General features: G+C 65.2%; 16 protein-coding genes. 5 read left to right on the top strand and 11 right to left on the bottom strand.

Features of this window, described 5'->3' with window-relative positions; genetic code table 11:
* Nucleotides 1-208: 208 nt before the first annotated feature.
* From flhA to AB7Z56_RS36515, 7 genes are all read right to left on the bottom strand, one after another.
* Nucleotides 209-2,350, bottom strand: coding sequence for a flagellar biosynthesis protein FlhA (gene flhA / locus AB7Z56_RS36545; RefSeq protein WP_063985393.1), 2,142 nt, complete (start codon nucleotides 2,348-2,350; stop codon nucleotides 209-211).
* Between the two features lie 358 nt (nucleotides 2,351-2,708).
* Nucleotides 2,709-3,011: a copper-binding protein gene (locus AB7Z56_RS36540; protein ID WP_028158911.1), complete on the bottom strand. Its 303-nt coding sequence runs from the start codon at nucleotides 3,009-3,011 to the stop codon at nucleotides 2,709-2,711.
* Nucleotides 3,012-3,025: 14 nt separating this feature from the next.
* Nucleotides 3,026-3,481 carry a cupredoxin domain-containing protein gene (locus tag AB7Z56_RS36535; RefSeq protein ID WP_063986677.1) on the bottom strand — a complete coding sequence of 152 codons (456 nt, stop codon included), beginning with the start codon at nucleotides 3,479-3,481 and terminating at the stop codon, nucleotides 3,026-3,028.
* A gap of 32 nt (nucleotides 3,482-3,513) precedes the next feature.
* Nucleotides 3,514-4,845, bottom strand: a complete 1,332-nt coding sequence (locus tag AB7Z56_RS36530; RefSeq protein ID WP_283018465.1) for a copper oxidase — start codon at nucleotides 4,843-4,845, stop codon at nucleotides 3,514-3,516.
* A 13-nt stretch (nucleotides 4,846-4,858) separates the two neighbouring features.
* On the bottom strand, nucleotides 4,859-6,283 hold the full coding sequence (locus tag AB7Z56_RS36525) for a TolC family protein (RefSeq protein ID WP_063985392.1): 1,425 nt from the start codon (nucleotides 6,281-6,283) through the stop codon (nucleotides 4,859-4,861).
* A 9-nt stretch (nucleotides 6,284-6,292) separates the two neighbouring features.
* Complete coding sequence (locus AB7Z56_RS36520) at nucleotides 6,293-6,577, bottom strand: hypothetical protein (protein WP_063985391.1); 285 nt, start codon at nucleotides 6,575-6,577, stop codon at nucleotides 6,293-6,295.
* 79 nt (nucleotides 6,578-6,656) lie between these two features.
* Nucleotides 6,657-7,094 carry a hypothetical protein gene (locus tag AB7Z56_RS36515; protein WP_063985390.1) on the bottom strand — a complete coding sequence of 146 codons (438 nt, stop codon included), beginning with the start codon at nucleotides 7,092-7,094 and terminating at the stop codon, nucleotides 6,657-6,659.
* Between the two features lie 150 nt (nucleotides 7,095-7,244).
* Between AB7Z56_RS36515 and AB7Z56_RS36510 the strand changes: the two genes are divergently transcribed.
* Complete coding sequence (locus AB7Z56_RS36510; RefSeq protein WP_063985389.1) at nucleotides 7,245-8,510, top strand: MFS transporter; 1,266 nt, start codon at nucleotides 7,245-7,247, stop codon at nucleotides 8,508-8,510.
* On the opposite strand, the gene AB7Z56_RS36505 is transcribed toward AB7Z56_RS36510, so the two are convergent.
* Both AB7Z56_RS36505 and AB7Z56_RS36500 read right to left on the bottom strand, forming a co-directional pair.
* The gene (locus tag AB7Z56_RS36505) at nucleotides 8,507-8,914 is read right to left on the bottom strand and encodes a DUF4864 domain-containing protein (protein ID WP_063985388.1); all 408 of its coding nucleotides are present in this window, start codon (nucleotides 8,912-8,914) and stop codon (nucleotides 8,507-8,509) included. The two genes, AB7Z56_RS36510 and AB7Z56_RS36505, sit on opposite strands and share 4 nt — an antisense overlap.
* 65 nt (nucleotides 8,915-8,979) lie before the next feature.
* Complete coding sequence (locus AB7Z56_RS36500; protein WP_187388096.1) at nucleotides 8,980-9,630, bottom strand: TetR/AcrR family transcriptional regulator; 651 nt, start codon at nucleotides 9,628-9,630, stop codon at nucleotides 8,980-8,982.
* A gap of 239 nt (nucleotides 9,631-9,869) precedes the next feature.
* Between AB7Z56_RS36500 and AB7Z56_RS36495 the strand changes: the two genes are divergently transcribed.
* Genes AB7Z56_RS36495 through AB7Z56_RS36485 form a run of 3 tightly spaced genes read left to right on the top strand, consistent with a single transcriptional unit; the run spans nucleotide 9,870 to nucleotide 13,673 of the window.
* Nucleotides 9,870-10,367 (top strand): (2Fe-2S)-binding protein, encoded by a 498-nt coding sequence (locus tag AB7Z56_RS36495; protein ID WP_008140891.1) that lies wholly within the window; start codon nucleotides 9,870-9,872, stop codon nucleotides 10,365-10,367.
* Nucleotides 10,364-11,419, top strand: a complete 1,056-nt coding sequence (locus AB7Z56_RS36490; protein WP_063985386.1) for an FAD binding domain-containing protein — start codon at nucleotides 10,364-10,366, stop codon at nucleotides 11,417-11,419. The genes AB7Z56_RS36495 and AB7Z56_RS36490 overlap by 4 nt, the downstream gene beginning before the upstream one ends.
* On the top strand, nucleotides 11,412-13,673 hold the full coding sequence (locus tag AB7Z56_RS36485) for a xanthine dehydrogenase family protein molybdopterin-binding subunit (protein ID WP_063985385.1): 2,262 nt from the start codon (nucleotides 11,412-11,414) through the stop codon (nucleotides 13,671-13,673). The genes AB7Z56_RS36490 and AB7Z56_RS36485 overlap by 8 nt, the downstream gene beginning before the upstream one ends.
* Nucleotides 13,674-13,716: 43 nt before the next feature.
* On the opposite strand, the gene AB7Z56_RS36480 is transcribed toward AB7Z56_RS36485, so the two are convergent.
* Together AB7Z56_RS36480 and AB7Z56_RS36475 are read right to left on the bottom strand one after the other, a co-directional pair.
* Nucleotides 13,717-13,869 (bottom strand): hypothetical protein, encoded by a 153-nt coding sequence (locus AB7Z56_RS36480; protein ID WP_166082130.1) that lies wholly within the window; start codon nucleotides 13,867-13,869, stop codon nucleotides 13,717-13,719.
* A 146-nt stretch (nucleotides 13,870-14,015) separates the two neighbouring features.
* Nucleotides 14,016-14,564, bottom strand: coding sequence for a cupin domain-containing protein (locus AB7Z56_RS36475; protein ID WP_231144261.1), 549 nt, complete (start codon nucleotides 14,562-14,564; stop codon nucleotides 14,016-14,018).
* Between the two features lie 149 nt (nucleotides 14,565-14,713).
* Here AB7Z56_RS36475 and AB7Z56_RS36470 point away from each other — a divergent pair, with 149 nt between their 5' ends.
* Nucleotides 14,714-16,042 (top strand): aspartate aminotransferase family protein, encoded by a 1,329-nt coding sequence (locus AB7Z56_RS36470; RefSeq protein WP_063986675.1) that lies wholly within the window; start codon nucleotides 14,714-14,716, stop codon nucleotides 16,040-16,042.
* Nucleotides 16,043-16,053: the final 11 nt, after the last annotated feature.

The raw sequence follows: 16,053 nt of genomic DNA, 5'->3' as shown, positions 1-16,053 counted from the left end.
GGGGATTCGTTCCCAAGGGGCGATCACAAGAGCGTGACAGGACGTGAAAGATCGCGATCGAAAGCGACCCCTCAATCGTGCGATTATATAATTATTTCAAAGGTGTAATGTGCTTGCGAGGCGCCTTGTTTGCATTTGGTCGACAAGGCGCCAGGAACTCAAAAACCATTTGCCTGTGGCCCAAAAACATACGGCTTCTTAAGGCAAATCAGATGCTTCCGACCGTTTTCAATCTCGCCCTGGGGTGGATTTCAGCCTGCGACAGCACCGTCGTCTGGGCCCGGAACCGCTCGACGAGGGAGCGTACGAAGGGACGAATTGCCGCAGACGTGACCAGCACCGGCGCCTCGCCTTCGCGCGCGGCGCGCTCGAAGGCCTCGCGCACGCCGGTCATGAATTCCGACAGCTTCGAGGGCTGCATCGCGAGGCTGCGTTCCTCGCCCTGGCCGATGATGGATTCGGCGAAGGCCTGTTCCCACCGCGCCGACAGCGCGATCAGCGGCAGATAGCCGCTGTAGGAGGTGTTCTGCGCGCAGATCTGCCGCGCGAGGCGGGCGCGGACATGCTCGACCATGGTCGCGGGATTGCGCGAGAAGGCGAGCGAGTCGGCGATGCCTTCCAGGATGGTCGAGAGGTCGCGGATCGAGATGCGCTCGGCGAGCAGCAGCTGCAGCACGCGCTGGATGCCGGAGACCGTGACCTGGCCCGGCACGATGTCCTTGACCAGTTCGCCCTGCTCCTTCGGCAGCTCCTTGAGCAGCTTCTGCACCTCGCCATAGGAGAGCAGGTCCGACATGTTGGCCTTGAGCAGCTCGGTGAGGTGGGTCGAGAGCACGGTCGCGGCGTCGACGACGGTGTAGCCCTTGAGCGAGGCTTCTTCCTTGAGGCTGGCATCGACCCAGGTTGCGGGCAGGCCGAAGGTCGGCTCGGTGGTGTGGATGCCGGGCACCTGCACCTGGCTGCCGCCGGGGTCCATGACCATGAACTGGTTCGGCCAGATCTTGCCGGTGCCGGCGTCGACCTCCTTGATCTTGATGATGTAGGTGTTGGCTTCGAGCTGGACGTTGTCGAGGATACGCACCGCGGGCATCACAAAGCCCATCTCGATGGCGAGCGAACGGCGCAGCGCCTTGATCTGCTCAGTGAGGCGGTCGGTGCCATCAGGCCCGTTGACGAGCGGCAGTAGCGCATAGCCGAGCTCGATCTTGAGATCGTCGATCTTGAGCGCGGCGGAGATCGGCTCTTCGGCCGCAGCGGCGCCAGGTGAACCCGGCGTTCCCGGAGCGGATGCGGTCTTTGCAACTTCGTCAGCCCTGGCAGTCGCCCGGTTGCGGTTGCGGGCGTGCCAGGCGAGCGCACCGGCGCCGCCGCCGAGCGCCAGGAAGGGGATGGTCGGGATACCCGGCAGCGCCGCCAGCACCAGCATGACCGCCGCGGACATCGCCAGCGCCTGCGGATAGCCGGAGAACTGTTTCATCAGCGCCTTGTCGGCGGCGCCGGACACGCCGGCCTTGGAGACGAGCAGGCCGGCCGCGGTCGAAACGATCAGCGCCGGCACCTGGGTGACGAGGCCGTCACCAACGGTCAGCAGCGTGTAGCTGCGCCCGGCATCGGCGAAGGAGAGGCCCTGCTGCGCGACACCGATGATCATGCCGCCGACGATGTTGATGAAGACGATCAAAAGGCCCGCGATGGCATCGCCGCGGACGAATTTGGAGGCACCGTCCATGGCGCCGAAGAAGCCGCTCTCGTCCTCGAGGTCCTTGCGCCGCTGCTTGGCGACCTTCTCGTCGATCAGGCCGGCGGAGAGATCGGCGTCGATCGCCATCTGCTTGCCGGGCATGGCGTCGAGGTGGAAGCGGGCGGCGACTTCGGCGATACGGCCCGAACCCTTGGTGATGACGACGAAGTTGACGATGATCAGGATGGCGAAGACGATGATACCGATGACGAAATTGCCGCCCATCACGAAGCTGCCGAAGGCTTCGATGACGTGACCGGCGGCATCCGTGCCCTCGTGCCCGTGCGACAGGATCAGGCGGGTCGAGGCCATGTTCAGCGACAGGCGCAGCATGGTCGAGATCAGGAGGACGGTCGGGAAGGCGGAGAATTCCAGCGGCGCCTGGATGAACAGCGACGTCATCAGGATCAGGATCGAGAGCGTGATCGAGATCGCTAGGAACAGGTCGAGCACGATCGCGGGCAGCGGCAGGATCAGCACCACCAGGATGGTGAGGACGCCGAGTGCCAGCGCGATATCGCCGCGCTTGAGGATGTTGCCGATCTCGGTGAGGGTCGGGAAGCCGGCGTTCGTGCTGCCTACGCCCTGTCCCGCGGTGACGTCGACCATGGTAGCTGCTCCCCCGCGCGACTGCCGTCCGCGCGCCCCAAATGTCTGCGCGGCGGCCGAAGGGCCGCCGTTTCGAAAGTGAGGCACCGCACTGGCGTCCACGGGGGACCTCCCGTTCTACGCGGCTGACGACACTCGACTTCACCCGGCAATTCTTGCCGGGTGTATGGTTAGCAAAGGGTTAACGCAGGGTGCGGCAGGAGGTCAGACCGGGGTGTTTCGGGCACCTGGCAGGGACGAAGTCGTCATGCCCGGGCTTGTCCCGCCTGCGCGGCCGAAGCCGTGGATGGCCGGGACGAGCCCGGCCATGACGCTGTGGAAGCGTTTGGCGCCGAAATCAGCTGCGGAGGACGTAGCCCTACTTCGCCTTCTGCATCGTCGTCACGGTATACCCCGAAGCCGCCTCCTCGGCCTCGAAGGTCACCTTGTCGCCGACCTTCACCTGCTTGAGCAAAGCGGGGTCCTTGACGCGATAGACCATGGTCATGGGCTCATCCATGCCGAGGCTTTTCGCCGGTCCGTGCTTGAGCGTGATCTTGCCGGCGCCCTCGTCGATCTTCTTGACCTCGCCGCTGATCGCGGCGCCCTGGGCCGCGAAGGCTTCGGCGGCAAGGCCGACGGTCAGCGCCAGCGCTGCGGCGATACGGATGGTGCGGTTCATGGGAGTCTTCCTTGTTACTTCACGGTGACGTGGCCGACCATGCCGTAGTCGCGGTGGTCGGGAATCAGGCAGGAGAATTCGAACGTGCCGGCCTTGCTGAACTTCCAGAGGATCTCGGCCGTCTTGTTCGGTGCGAGCCGGACACCGTTGGGATCGTCGTGCTCCATGTGCGGATGCTTCTTCATCTCCACGGCATGCGCGAGATTCTCCTTCGTCGTGGCGAGCAGGAATTCATGGTCCTCCTTGCCGACGTTGCGCAGCACGAAACGAATCTGCTCGCCGCGTTTGACCTCGATCCTGGCGGGCGCGTAGTCCATCTCGTTCAGCAGGACCTCGATCGTGCGCGCGGGCTTCCTGGGATCGCCGGGCTCGCCGGCCGAAAAGGTCCCGTGCCCGTGCTGGTCGTGGGCAAACGCCGGTGCGATCGAAAGTGCAGCCAGCGCAAGTCCGAGTTTGATCGTCTTCTTCATCTTGTTCTCCAGTTGGTGGTTCATCGAAACGCTCACATCTTCATGTTCTTCATCGGCGCGCCTTGCTGCCGCGCCGGCTCTGCGGCCGGCGGCGTGACCTCGTAGGCGACGGTGCCTTGCGGGAATTTGTAGGGGCCGGGATCGCGATAATCGTCGCGCGCGAGGTCCTCGCGGATCTTCATCACGGTGAACATGCCGCCCATCTCGATCGGCCCGAACTGACCGGTGCCGGTCATCATCGGCAGCGTGTTGTCGGGCGCGGGCATCTCCATGTTGCCCATGGCCATGCCGGTCGAGCCCATCGCCATGGCATCGGGCGCGAGCTTGCCGACCGCCCTGGCGAGATCCTTGCGCGACACGCCGATCAGGTTACGCACCTCGTGCCCCATTGCGTTCATGGTGTGATGTGACTTGTGGCAGTGGAACGCCCAGTCGCCGGGATTGTCGGCGAGCACGTCGAACACCCGTACCGCGCCCACGGGTACATCGGTGGTCGTCTCCGGATATTGCGCGCTCTCCGGAATCCAGCCGCCATCGGTGCAGGTCACCGCAAAGCTGTGGCCGTGCAGGTGGATCGGATGGTTGGTCATGCTGAGATTGCCGATGCGCACGCGCACCTTGTCGCCGAGCCTGACCGGCAAGGGATCGATGCCGGGAAACACCCGCGAATTCCAGGTCCACATGTTGAAGTCGGTCATCTCGTTGACCTGCGGCAGGTATGTGCCGGGATCGACGCGATAGGTGCTCATCACGAAGACGAAGTCGCGGTCGACCGGCCGGAAGCTTTGATCGCGCGGATGCACGACGACCATGCCCATCATGCCCATCGCCATCTGCACCATCTCGTCGGAATGCGGGTGGTACATGAAGGTCCCGCTCTTCTTCATCTCGAACTCGTAGACGAAGGTTTTTCCCGGCTGGATGTGCGGCTGCGTCAGTCCGCCGACACCGTCCATGCCGCTGGGAATGATCATGCCGTGCCAGTGCACGGTGGTGTATTCGGGCAGTCTGTTGGTGACGAAGACGCGGACCTTGTCGCCTTCGACCGTCTCGATGGTCGGACCCGGCGACTGGCCGTTATAGCCCCACAAATTCACTTTCATGCCTTCGGCGAACTCGCGCACCACGGGTTCGGCGACGAGGTGGAATTCCTTCCAGTCGCCGTTCATGCGGAACGGCAGCGACCAGCCGTTCAGCGTGACCACGGGGCGATAGTCCGGGCCGCTGATCGGATGCAGCGGCGGCTGCATCACCACCTTGTCCATGTGAGGCGCTTCCGGAATGGACGCGGCCTGCACACGGCCGCTGACGGCTGACGCGCTGGCAAGCGCGGCGGTGCCCAAAAATCCTCGGCGGGAATACATGTTGGCCTCCATCTCAGTGACCGCCATCGGCAGGCGCTGCCGCGGCGATGGTGGTTGAAGTGTCGCCGCCCGACGCAGGCGCGCCGCCGCCGTTGACGGCGGTCTGGAGGTCGGACTGGGCGAGGAAGAATTTTTGCTTGGCATCGATCGCGCCGCGCAGCGACGCCAGGCGCTGCCGCGCTTCGGTGAGCAGCGCGAAAATATCGACCTGCATGCTGGAGAAGCGCAGCTGCATCTCCTCCGTGATGATTTTTCGCAAGGGGAGGATTTCGCGCTGATAGTGGCTGGCGATGTCGTAGGTCGAGCGATAGACGCGATAAGCATCGCGCGCCTCGGAGCGGACGTTGACGGCGCGCTCGGTCAGGCGGTTGAAGGCGAGATTGTAGGTCTCCGCCGCTTGCCGCACCCGCACCTCGCCGCCGTCGAAGATCGGGATCTGGAACTGCACGTCAAAACCGCGTTCGCGGAACGGCGGGCCCTCGGGATCCTGGGTGCGGCGGGAGATGCCGGCGAGGTCGAGCAGCGTGACGAAGCGCGTCGCCTCGGTGAGGTTGAGTGACTTTGCCAGCGCCGTTAGCTCCAGCCGCGCGGTCTGAAGATCGATGCGATGGGCCACCGCATCGGCCTCGATCGAGGGCAGTGCCTGCGGCCGGCGCGGCAGCGGCGGCAGTTGATCGGGCAGACGGAAGTCGAGGCCGCCGTCCCACAGCCCCATCAGGCGCGCGAGCCTTTCGCGGACGCTCGTTGCCGCCTGCCGCGCGGTTGCGAGGTCGGCCGTGGTCTCGGCATAAAACACCTGCTCGCGGGCCTGGTCGAGCTTGTTGATCGAGCCGGTCTCGCCGAGTTTGACCGCGAGCTGCGCCGTCGATTCCGCCGTCGCCTTCGCGTCGGTGAGCAGCGCCACCATTTCGTTGCCGGCGACCGCACGGACATAGGCGCGCCGGACATCTGCGGCCAGCCGCAGCGTCGCCAACGCCGCGCGCAATTGCGCCTGACGGAAACGGTCGCGGGCGATGTCGGAGCGGAACGGCAGGGTGGCCAGCGCGAGGATGTCGCCAACTACCTGACGCTCTATCTCGCTCGCGCCATTGCCTGCGATGCGCGAGATCGAAAACACAGGATTGGGCGGCAGGCTCTGCTCGACCAACTCGGTCTCGGCCAGCGCCAGCTCGTTATAGGTCGCTTGCAGTCCCTTGTTGTTGAGCAGCGCGATCTGCACGGCCGTCTCGGTGGTCAGCGTGCGTGCCAGCAAGCGGCGGACGGCCGCGTTGACGGCCTCCGCGCCTTCGGCCGTTCGCACGAAGGCGACGTCCTTGTTGATGGTCTGGCTGGTGAGGTCCGAGACCGTCGTCATGCCTCCGTCCGGCGAGAATGCCATGCAGCCGGAGAGTCCCAGCGCAGTGAGCACGAGCAGGCCCCGCGCAAAATGATGCGTCATGGCGCGCCCCTACCGGTCTTGCTTCGGCTGCGGTGCGACAGCGTCGTTGCGGTCGCGCCATGGCCCCGGCGTCGCGGGCCGCAGGCTGGTGTAGGGCGCAATCGTCGAGCGATAGCCGACGCGTGCGACCTTTGCCGCAGGATCGGCAGGATCGGCGCCGGCAATTTGCGTCGTTGCTGGCATGCAGCCCGACAGCGCGAGTGCAAGCACGGCCAGCAGCGGCCATTTCAATGGAAAGTGTCGTCCACGCGCCGCGGATGCGGCGGCGAACTTCGCCCCGGAAAGCGTAAGCATGAGTCATCCTTGATCTGTCGTAGAGACCACAGGTTCGCGCGCGCGGATGCACGTGCGGCCCTGACGTCGTCGCGTCAGATCAGGCGATGGGAGGGCGGTAGTGCTGAGGCGGCGCCGCGCTGTGCAGGCTGACCACGATCTCGGGCGCGCAGGCGGAAATCGGCTGCAGCGGCTTGGCGACGCCGGGCAGGTCGGCCGGCAGCGCGCTCACGCACATCATCGCGCAGCACGGGCCAGCCTTGCCGTCATGGTGATGTTGGGCGGGCGCATCCTGTGCGGCAGTCTGGTGATGCGCGTGCATGCCTGCGTGGTCATGCGGCACACCGTCATGCACGTCGCCGGCCTGCATCTGGTGATGCACCGGCACGAGATCGGCGAGGAGCGCGTCGTCGAGGCACGGCGCCGGGCCGCTGCCCCAGGCGAGGGCTGCTGCCGGAGCGAGCACGCAGAACAAATAGGCGAGGGCGATGATCCGCCCCACCCTGATCCGCATCGATCGCGTTAATCGCAACAGCATTCCGCCGACAGGCTCCTCGCGCGGCAATCTTGCACACGCAGATTGCAAACTAATGGCAAAGCGCGGCTTCGCCAAGCATCTTCTTACCGCAGTGCACCGCGCATGCCCAATATCGCGGCACGATGCTTGACCGCGCGGCGATCAGCGAACATGGTCCGGCCCGTGCACGCGCCAAATCTTCCAGAACAGAGACCGGCCTCATTCACCCCTGATTCGCGTCAGGCTTGGGTGCGGCTGTTGCTTGCGCTGCTGATCGGTTCGATCGGTGGCGTCGGCATGTGGGCGGTCGTCGTGGTGATTCCCGTCGTGCAGACCGAGTTCGCCGCCACGCGAGCAGCTGTGTCGCTGGCCTTCACACTGATGATGTTCGGTTTCGGCCTTGGCGGCGTGATCGCCGGCAAGATCACCGACAAGTTCGGCATCGTGCCGGCGATGGCGATCAGCATCGCTTTCATCGGCGTTGCCAACGTGCTGGCGGGGCTCTCGACCCAGCTCTGGCAGTTCGTCGCGGCCTATTTCCTGATCGGGCTCGGCACCTCGGCGACCTTCGCGCCGCTGATGGCGGAGGCCTCGCACTGGTTCGAACGCTATCGCGGACTTGCCGTGACCATCGTCGCGAGCGGCAATTACGTCGCGGGCACGATGTGGCCGCCGCTCATCAGCGAGGGCATGCAGACGATCGGCTGGCGCACCACGCATATCGGCATCGCCCTCGTTTGCGTGGTCCTGATGACGATCCTGGTGCTGGTCCTGCGCGCACAGATCGGCGACGACAAGGTCCGCAATCACGCCAATGCGCGGCCGCCGCAAGTCGATCTCAAGCTTTCGACCAATACGCTGACCGTGCTGCTTTCGATCGCCAGCATCTCCTGCTGCGTCGCCATGGCGATGCCGCAGGTGCACATCGTCGCCTATTGCGGCGATCTCGGTTACGGCGTGGCGCGTGGCGCCGAGATGCTGTCGCTGATGATGGCCTGCGGCATCGTCAGCCGCATCGGCTCGGGCTACCTTGCCGACAAGATCGGCGGCATCCGCACGCTGCTGGTCGGATCGCTGGCGCAGGGCTTTGCACTGGTGTTCTATCTGTTCTTCGACAGCCTGACTTCGCTCTATCTGATCTCCGCGATGTTCGGCCTGTTTCAGGGCGGCATCGTGCCGAGCTACGCCATCATCGTGCGCGAGGCGATGCCGGCGAGCGAGGCGGCAACCCGCGTCGGCATCGTGATCTTCGCCTCGGTGTTCGGCATGTCCTTCGGTGGCTGGGTGTCGGGCGTCATCTTCGACGCGACGGGCTCCTACGCTGCGGCGTTCGCGAACGGCGTGGCGTGGAATGCCCTCAATGTCGGTATCGTCTTGACGCTGCTGATCCGGTCGCGAATGAACGCGGTCAAGACGGGACCGGGTTTTGCGACCTAGACTTCTCGTCCCACCTTCAGCAGCGAGCAACCGGTGATCTTGTAGCTGCCGTCCGCCTGCTGCTCGAGCGTGTACAGCGCCTCCCAGGCTTCGCCATTGGCATCGATGATGTGGACGTGCTGGGAGATCCAGTTGCCTTCGCTCCTGCTCTCGCCAAATTCAAAACTCTTGTGCCGGTAGACCGGCGCGTAGCCGTTTTGCACCATGGACATGAAGATATCAGGGGCGGGGAATATCTCTTTGATCGCCGGTGCGGCGTAGGAATAGGCCGCCGCAGCATCGTCGCGCGCGAGAGCCTGTTCCTGGGCGCTGATCACGCCTTGCGCCGCCGAGACGTCGCCGGCGCGTGCTGAGACGGAGCTGAAGATAACGCTGATAGCGACGAGCAAGGCGGCGATGCGCATGACAGGCTCTGCGTTGAAATCCCGGCGATGCCAATCCTAGCACGACCTCAGCGAAATACGGCGTGCTATCGCTTCCGTTTCACCGCGGGCTTTGCGGGCTTGGCGGCGCGCGCCTTGGTCTTGGTGCCGGACTTGCCGGCCGGCTGCACCCGCAGCCCGTCCACGAACACGTCGAGCATGCGCAGTACCGAGGATTGCCAGCCGGGCTGGTCGTGCATGTAACACATGCCGACGAGTGCCCTGAGCAGATCCTCCGGGCTGACATCGCCGCGCATCTGGCCGGCCGCGACCGCGCGGTCGAGCAGCGAGCCGATCGCCTTGGTCAGCCGGTCCATCGAGAACGCCGCGAGTTCCGACGAGCTCTGGAACGTCAGCGCCAGCGCGGCCGACATGCCCTTTTTTGTGGCAACGAATTCGACATTGGAGCGCAGCCAGCGCCGCAGCGCGTCGACCGGGTCCTTGGCATTCTTCAATTGCTCAGCGAGCTCGCTGAGCTGCTCGACCTCGCGCCGGTACACCGCCTCGAACAAATCCTCGCGAGTCGGAAAATGCCGATAGAGCGTGCCGATGCCGACGCCGGCGCGTTTGGCGACGGCTTCCAGGCTCGCCTCGGGACCGCCCGCGTTGAACACGATTTTCGCCGCCTCGAGCACGCGCTCGCGATTGCGCACGGCGTCGGCGCGGGGCTTCCGAATCTGGTCGGTCTGGTCGTCCATGGCGGTAATGTAGATCACGAATTGGTTAGATTGAACCCTAGCAAGGCTGCATCGCGTTGTATGCGCACGGGCTTTCGACGAATTCCAAATATTTTCGGGCAGCCCTTGTTAACCGGAGGGTGCCTCCGTATCTTCCTTGAGATGTTGGCCGGGTTCCGCCTGGCCAACGCATATCGACGGCGGCCACGGAGGTGGCGCGCTGGCTGATGACTCATGTCCATATCTGATCGGAGCCTTGTATGAACCACTCCATCAGCCTCACCGTGAACGGTGCGCGGCGCGATTTCGTCCTCGACGATCCGCGCGTCACGCTGCTCGATCTCCTGCGTGAGCGCCTCCATCTGACCGGAACCAAGAAGGGATGCGATCGCGGCCAGTGCGGCGCCTGCACCATTCTCGTCGACGGCAAGCGCATCAACTCCTGTCTTGCTCTCGCCATCAGCCATGATGGCGCCGACATCCTCACCATCGAAGGCGTGGCGCGCGGCGACCAGCTTCATCCCGTGCAGGCGGCCTTCATCGCCCATGACGGCTTTCAGTGCGGCTTCTGCACGCCCGGCCAGATCATGAGCGCGATCGGCATGATGCAAGAGGCGCAAGCCGGCAACGATCCCGAGCGCATCCGCGAGTGCATGAGCGGCAATCTCTGCCGCTGCGGCGCCTATGCCGGCATCGTCGATGCCGTGCTGGAAGCCCAGGCCGGCATGGATGAATCCAATCAGAGGCGCTCCGCATGAAACCGTTCGATTATATCAGGCCGGCCACAGTGGCCGAGGCCGTCGCGGCGGCCGCTCAGCCGGGTACTGCCTATCTCGCCGCCGGCACCAATCTGCTCGATCTGATGAAGGGCGGCGTCAGCCGGCCGGATCGTCTGGTCGATGTCACGCATCTCGATGGGCTCGATCAGATCGAGACTCTCGCTGACGGATCGTTGCGCATCGGCGCGCTGGTGGGCAACGCCGATCTCGCGCATGACGCAAACTTCGCGAAATCCTACCCGGCCGTCGCTGAAGCGCTGCTGTCCGGTGCGTCCGCGCAACTGCGCAATGCCGCGACCGTCGGCGGCAATCTGCTGCAACGGACGCGCTGCGCGTATTTCTACGACACCGCCAGCCACTGCAACAAGCGCGAGGCCGGCTCGGGCTGCGACGCCCGTGAGGGCGAGAACCGCACCCATGCCGTGCTCGGCTGGAGCGAGAGCTGTATCGCCACGCACCCGTCGGACTTCTGCGTACCCCTGCTTGCGCTCGATGCCGTCGTCGAGATCGAGGGCAGGAACGGCCGCCGCGAGATCGCGCTCGACGCGCTGCATCGTCTGCCGGGCAACACGCCCGAGCGTGAATCGGGGCTCGAACCCGGCGACCTCATCGTCGCGGTGCGCCTGCCGCCCGCGGCGCGCGGCTTCGCCACGCATGCGCGCTACCTCAAGGTTCGCGAGCGCACGTCTTACGCGTTCGCCGTGGTCTCGGCCGCGGCGGCGTTGCGGATCGAGAACGGCAAGATCGCGGAGGCGCGGCTGGCGCTCGGCGGCGTCGCCGCAAAGCCCTGGCGTGCCCGTGCCGCGGAAGACGTGCTCAAGGGCGTCGCGCCGACGAGCGACGCTTTTCAGGAAGCCGCCTGGCGCGCGCTTACCGACGCAAAGCCGTCCGGCGACAACGCCTTCAAGATCGAGCTCGCACGCCGCATCGTCGTGCGCGCGCTGACCCTTGCCGCTGCCGGTACGCCCGCGCGTATTCCCGCGCTGCCGGCCTCTCCCTTTGCCTCGACGTCCGGAGCCATCCATGCCTGAGCTTAATCTATCCAGCTCTCCCGCCCATCTGCGCCACGGCTCGAACATCGGTCAGCCGCTGACCCGCCGTGACGGCGTCCTCAAGGTCAAGGGGCAGGCGACCTATGCCGCCGACAACCATCCGCCCGGCATGCTGTTTGCCGTGATGGCTGTCGCCAGCATCGCGCGTGGCCGCGTCACCTCGCTCGATGTCGCCGCCGCAAAACGCCATCCCGGTGTCGTTGACGTCATGACACCAGACCACAAGCCGCAGCTCGCAATCGATCCGGAAATCAAGACCAATCCGTTCGTGTTTCGGATGGAGGTGTTGCAAAGCGACGAGGTCCGCTACGCCAACCAGCCCATCGCCGTCGTGATCGCCGAGACGCTGGAGGCAGCGACGGAAGGCGCGGTGCTGCTGGCGCCGCGCTACGAGACGCTGCCCGCGCTGGTCGGCCTCGATGCCGGCGAGAGTTACGTGCCGCCGGTCGTGGGCGTCGGCAACCCCACCGAAAATCACCTCGGCGATGTCGAGGCGGGTCTTGCCGCGGCCGAGAAGCAGATCGACGCGATTTACGAAACGCCGCCGCAATATCACAACGCGATGGAGCCGCATGCGATTGTGGCCGCATGGAATGGCGACAGTCTGCAGATCGACATGCCGACCCAGGGTCTGATGCTGTCGCTTGCGCGCGTTGCCGAATTGTTCGGCATCGCGCATGACAAGATCCACATCCGCAGCCCGTTCCTCGGCGGTGGCTTTGGCTCGAAGGGGCTGATGGCTGGTCCGCCGGTCCTCGGCATCATGGCCGCAAAGCTGGTCGGCAAGCCGGTCAAGCTCGTACTGCGCCGTGAGCAGATGTACGGCCCGGTCGGTCACCGTGCACCGACGCGTCAGCGGCTGCGCATTGGCACGGATGGCGAAGGGCGCCTGACTGCGCTCGATCATCACGCCCGGACCGTGTCGAGCACGTTCGACGATTTCTACGAGCCCGCGGCGGACGCCTCGCATACACTCTATGCCAGCCCATCAATCCGCACCTCGCATGACGCCGTGCGCGTCAACACCGGTACACCGCTGTTCATGCGTGCGCCCGGCGAGGCCACCGGCTCGATCGCGCTCGAAAGCGCGATCGACGAAATGGCTTGGGCCTGCGGCATCGATCCGCTGGCTTTCCGCCTGAAGAACTACGCCGAGGTCGAGCCGATCACTGGCAAGCCGTTTTCGTCCAAGGCGCTGCGTGCTTGCTACGAGCAGGGCGCGGCGCGCTTCGGCTGGTCGAAGCGTTCGCTCCAGCCGCGGCAGATGCGCGACGATGCTGGCCTTCTCGTCGGCTGGGGCATGGGCACCGCGACCTTCCCGGCGCTGATGTTCCAGGCCGAAGCGCGCGCGGTGCTCCGCCGCGACGGTAGTGGCGCGATGGAGATCGGCGCGCATGACATGGGGCAGGGCGCCTGGACGGCACTCGCGCAGATCGCGGCCGACGAACTCGGGCTCGACATCGACCGTGTCGAGTTCAAGGCTGGTTCATCCGACCTGCCCGACGCGGGCATCGCCGGCGGCTCGGCGCACACCGCGACCGCGGGTGCTGCGATCCACAGTGCCGGTGCGGCCGTCGTCGCAAAACTCGCCGATCTCGCCACCAACGACGAGCGCTCGCCGTTGTTTGGTGCCGGCAATGCCGGCGTGATCGCGCGCGATGGCCGGTTGATCCGGCGCGACGACGAGACCCGTGGCGAGAGCTACGTCGAGATCCTCGCGCGCGCGGGCGTTGCCGAACTCGAAGCCCGCGGCACCGGAGCGCCGAACCCTGCGGCGATGGAAGAGTATGCGATGCACGCGCATGGTGCGGTGTTTGCGGAGGTGAAGGTCGATCCCGAGCTCGGCCAGGTCCGCGTCACCCGCATGGTCGGTGCGTTCGCGGCGGGGCGCATCGTCAATCCGCATCTGGTGAAGAGCCAGCTGTTCGGCGGCATGATCTGGGGCATGTCCTTCGCGCTGCATGAGGAAGCCATCACCGACCGCCGCAGCGGCCGGATCATGAATGCCAATCTCGGCGAGTACCATATCCCCGTGAATGCCGACGTGCCGCCGCTCGACGTGATCATGGTCGAGGAGCACGATCCGCATGTGAATGCGCTCGGCATCAAGGGCGTCGGGGAGATCGGTATCACCGGCAGCGCCGGCGCGGTCGCCAACGCGGTGTGGCATGCGACCGGCGTGCGTGTCCGCCGCTTTCCGATCAAGATCGAGGAGTTGTTGACGCAGCGCTGAGGCAAAAAGGCGGGACGAGATCTTCTCGTTCCGCCGCGTCCTGCTAATGCAGTTTCTTGCGGAGCGCCTTCAGCGCTTCTCGCTGCGTCTCGATGTAGTCGGCAATAGCCTTACGCAGCTCCTGCGAATGGAGCTTGTCGGTGTCGCGCTGCACTTCATCGAGCGCGGCCTCTGCATTGGCGAGCGTGATCTTCATCTTCGAGCCCAGTTATGAAGCGGCGCCGGAATGTCTCTCGGCTTGGGTTCGCAACATATAGAGGGTCGACGCGCGGAGATTGAGATGCCTCAAGATCCGTAAGATACCGGGGCACTCCGTAAGATTCCGGATAATGTCGATGCGCCTCAAAACGTCGGCGGCGTGCAGGCCGAGATCACTTCGCACGGCTTGCCGCCGACGCAGCGGAAGCGATGCGGGCGACGGCTCTCGAAGTAGTAGGCATCGCCGGGATTGAGGATGCGGCGCTCGTCCTCGACGGTGACTTCGAGCTTGCCCGAGATTACGATGCCGCCTTCCTCGCCGTCATGGACGAGGTGAACGCGTCCGGTGTCGCTGCCGGGCTCGTATCGCTCTTTCAAGATCTGCAAGCTGCGGCCGAACAGATTGTCGCCGATCTGGCGATACGAGATCGGCTTCTTGCCGACCTCGGTCAGCTCCTCGGCGCGGTAGAAAATCTTGCGCCGTGACTCCGGCTCCAGCGCGAAAAACTCGGCGAGCCCCATCGGGATGCCGTCGAGGATGCGCTTGAGCGCGCCGACCGACGGGTTCATCTGGTTGGATTCGATCAGCGAGATCGTCGAATTGGTGACGCCGGCGCGCTTGGCGAGCTCGCGCTGCGACAGCTTGTGGTGCGCCCGGATGAATCGCAGCCGTCTACCGATGTCGACGCTCATGCCCCTGGTCCCTGTTGCAGGTGTTGCGGATCGCGCAAATATGGACCGGCAGCCCCAGTGAAATCAATGGCTTGCAGGTGACCAGAAAAGGACTTGTTGCGCTTCCGAAGCCGTGCCTCTGCTATCCCGTCAGCAAAGGAGCGTGGCCCGTGACCCTTCATCAGATTCCGAACACTATCAAGACCGACTCGTTCTGGATGCCGTTCACGGCCAACCGTCAGTTCAAGAAGGCGCCGCGCCTGTTCTCCTCGGCCGAGGGCATGCACTACACCACCGTCGACGGCCGCAAGGTGATCGACGGCTCCGCCGGCCTCTGGTGCGTCAATGCCGGTCACGGCCGCAAGCAGATCGCCGCAGCGGTCGAGCGCCAGCTGATGACGCTGGACTTCGCGCCGTCGTTCCAGATGGGCCATCCGCTGGCATTCGACTTCGCCGAGCGTCTCGCCGAGATCGCGCCGAAGGGCCTCGACCGCATCTTCTTCACTAACTCCGGCTCCGAGTCGGTCGACACCGCGCTGAAGATCGCGCTCGCCTATCACCGCGCCAACGGCCAGGCGAGCCGCACCCGTTTGATCGGCCGCGAGCGCGGCTATCACGGCGTCGGCTTCGGCGGCATGTCGGTCGGCGGCATGGTCGCCAATCGCCGCGCCTTCGCCACCCATCTTCCGGGCGTCGACCACATCCGCCACACCCACGATCTCACCCGCAACGCCTTCGCCAAGGACCAGCCTGAGCATGGCGCCGAGCTCGCCGACGATCTCGAGCGTCTGGTCGGCCTGCACGGCGCCGAGACGATCGCGGCCGTTATCGTCGAGCCGGTGCCGGGCTCGACCGCGGTGCTGCCGCCGCCGAAGGGCTATCTCAAGCGCCTGCGCGAGATCTGCGACAAGCACGGCATCCTCCTCATCTTCGACGAGGTCATCACCGGCTTCGGCCGCCTCGGCACGCCATTCGCCGCCGACTTCTTCGGCGTCACGCCGGACCTGATGACGACGGCCAAGGGCATCACCAACGGCACCATTCCCTGCGGCGCGGTGTTCGCGAGCCGCAAGGTTCACGACGGCCTGATGGTCGGCCCGGAGAACCAGATGGAGCTGTTCCACGGCTACACCTATTCGGCGCATCCGACGGCCTGCGCCGCCGGCATCGCGACGCTCGACATCTACAAGGACGAGGGCCTGCTGACGCGCGGTGCGTCGATTGCCGAATACTGGGGCGATGCGCTGCATTCGCTGAAGGGTCTGCCGAACGTCGTCGACATCCGCAATTGCGGCCTGATGGGCGCGGTAGAGCTGTCGTCGCGTGACGGTGCGGTCGGCGCGCGTGGTTACGACGTCATGGTCGATTGCTTCAATCGCGGTCTGTACTTCCGCATGAGCGGCGATAGCTTCGCGCTGTCGCCCCCGCTCATCGTCGAGAAGAGCCATATCGACGATATGGTCTCGATCCTCGGCGACGCCATCAAGCGGGTGGCCTGATAATTGCTCTC

Source organism: Bradyrhizobium sp. 482_C4_N1_8, from assembly GCF_052075965.1.
GTDB classification, from domain to species: Bacteria; Pseudomonadota; Alphaproteobacteria; order Rhizobiales; family Xanthobacteraceae; genus Bradyrhizobium; species Bradyrhizobium barranii.
This window is presented reverse-complemented; position numbering and strand designations above follow the sequence as displayed.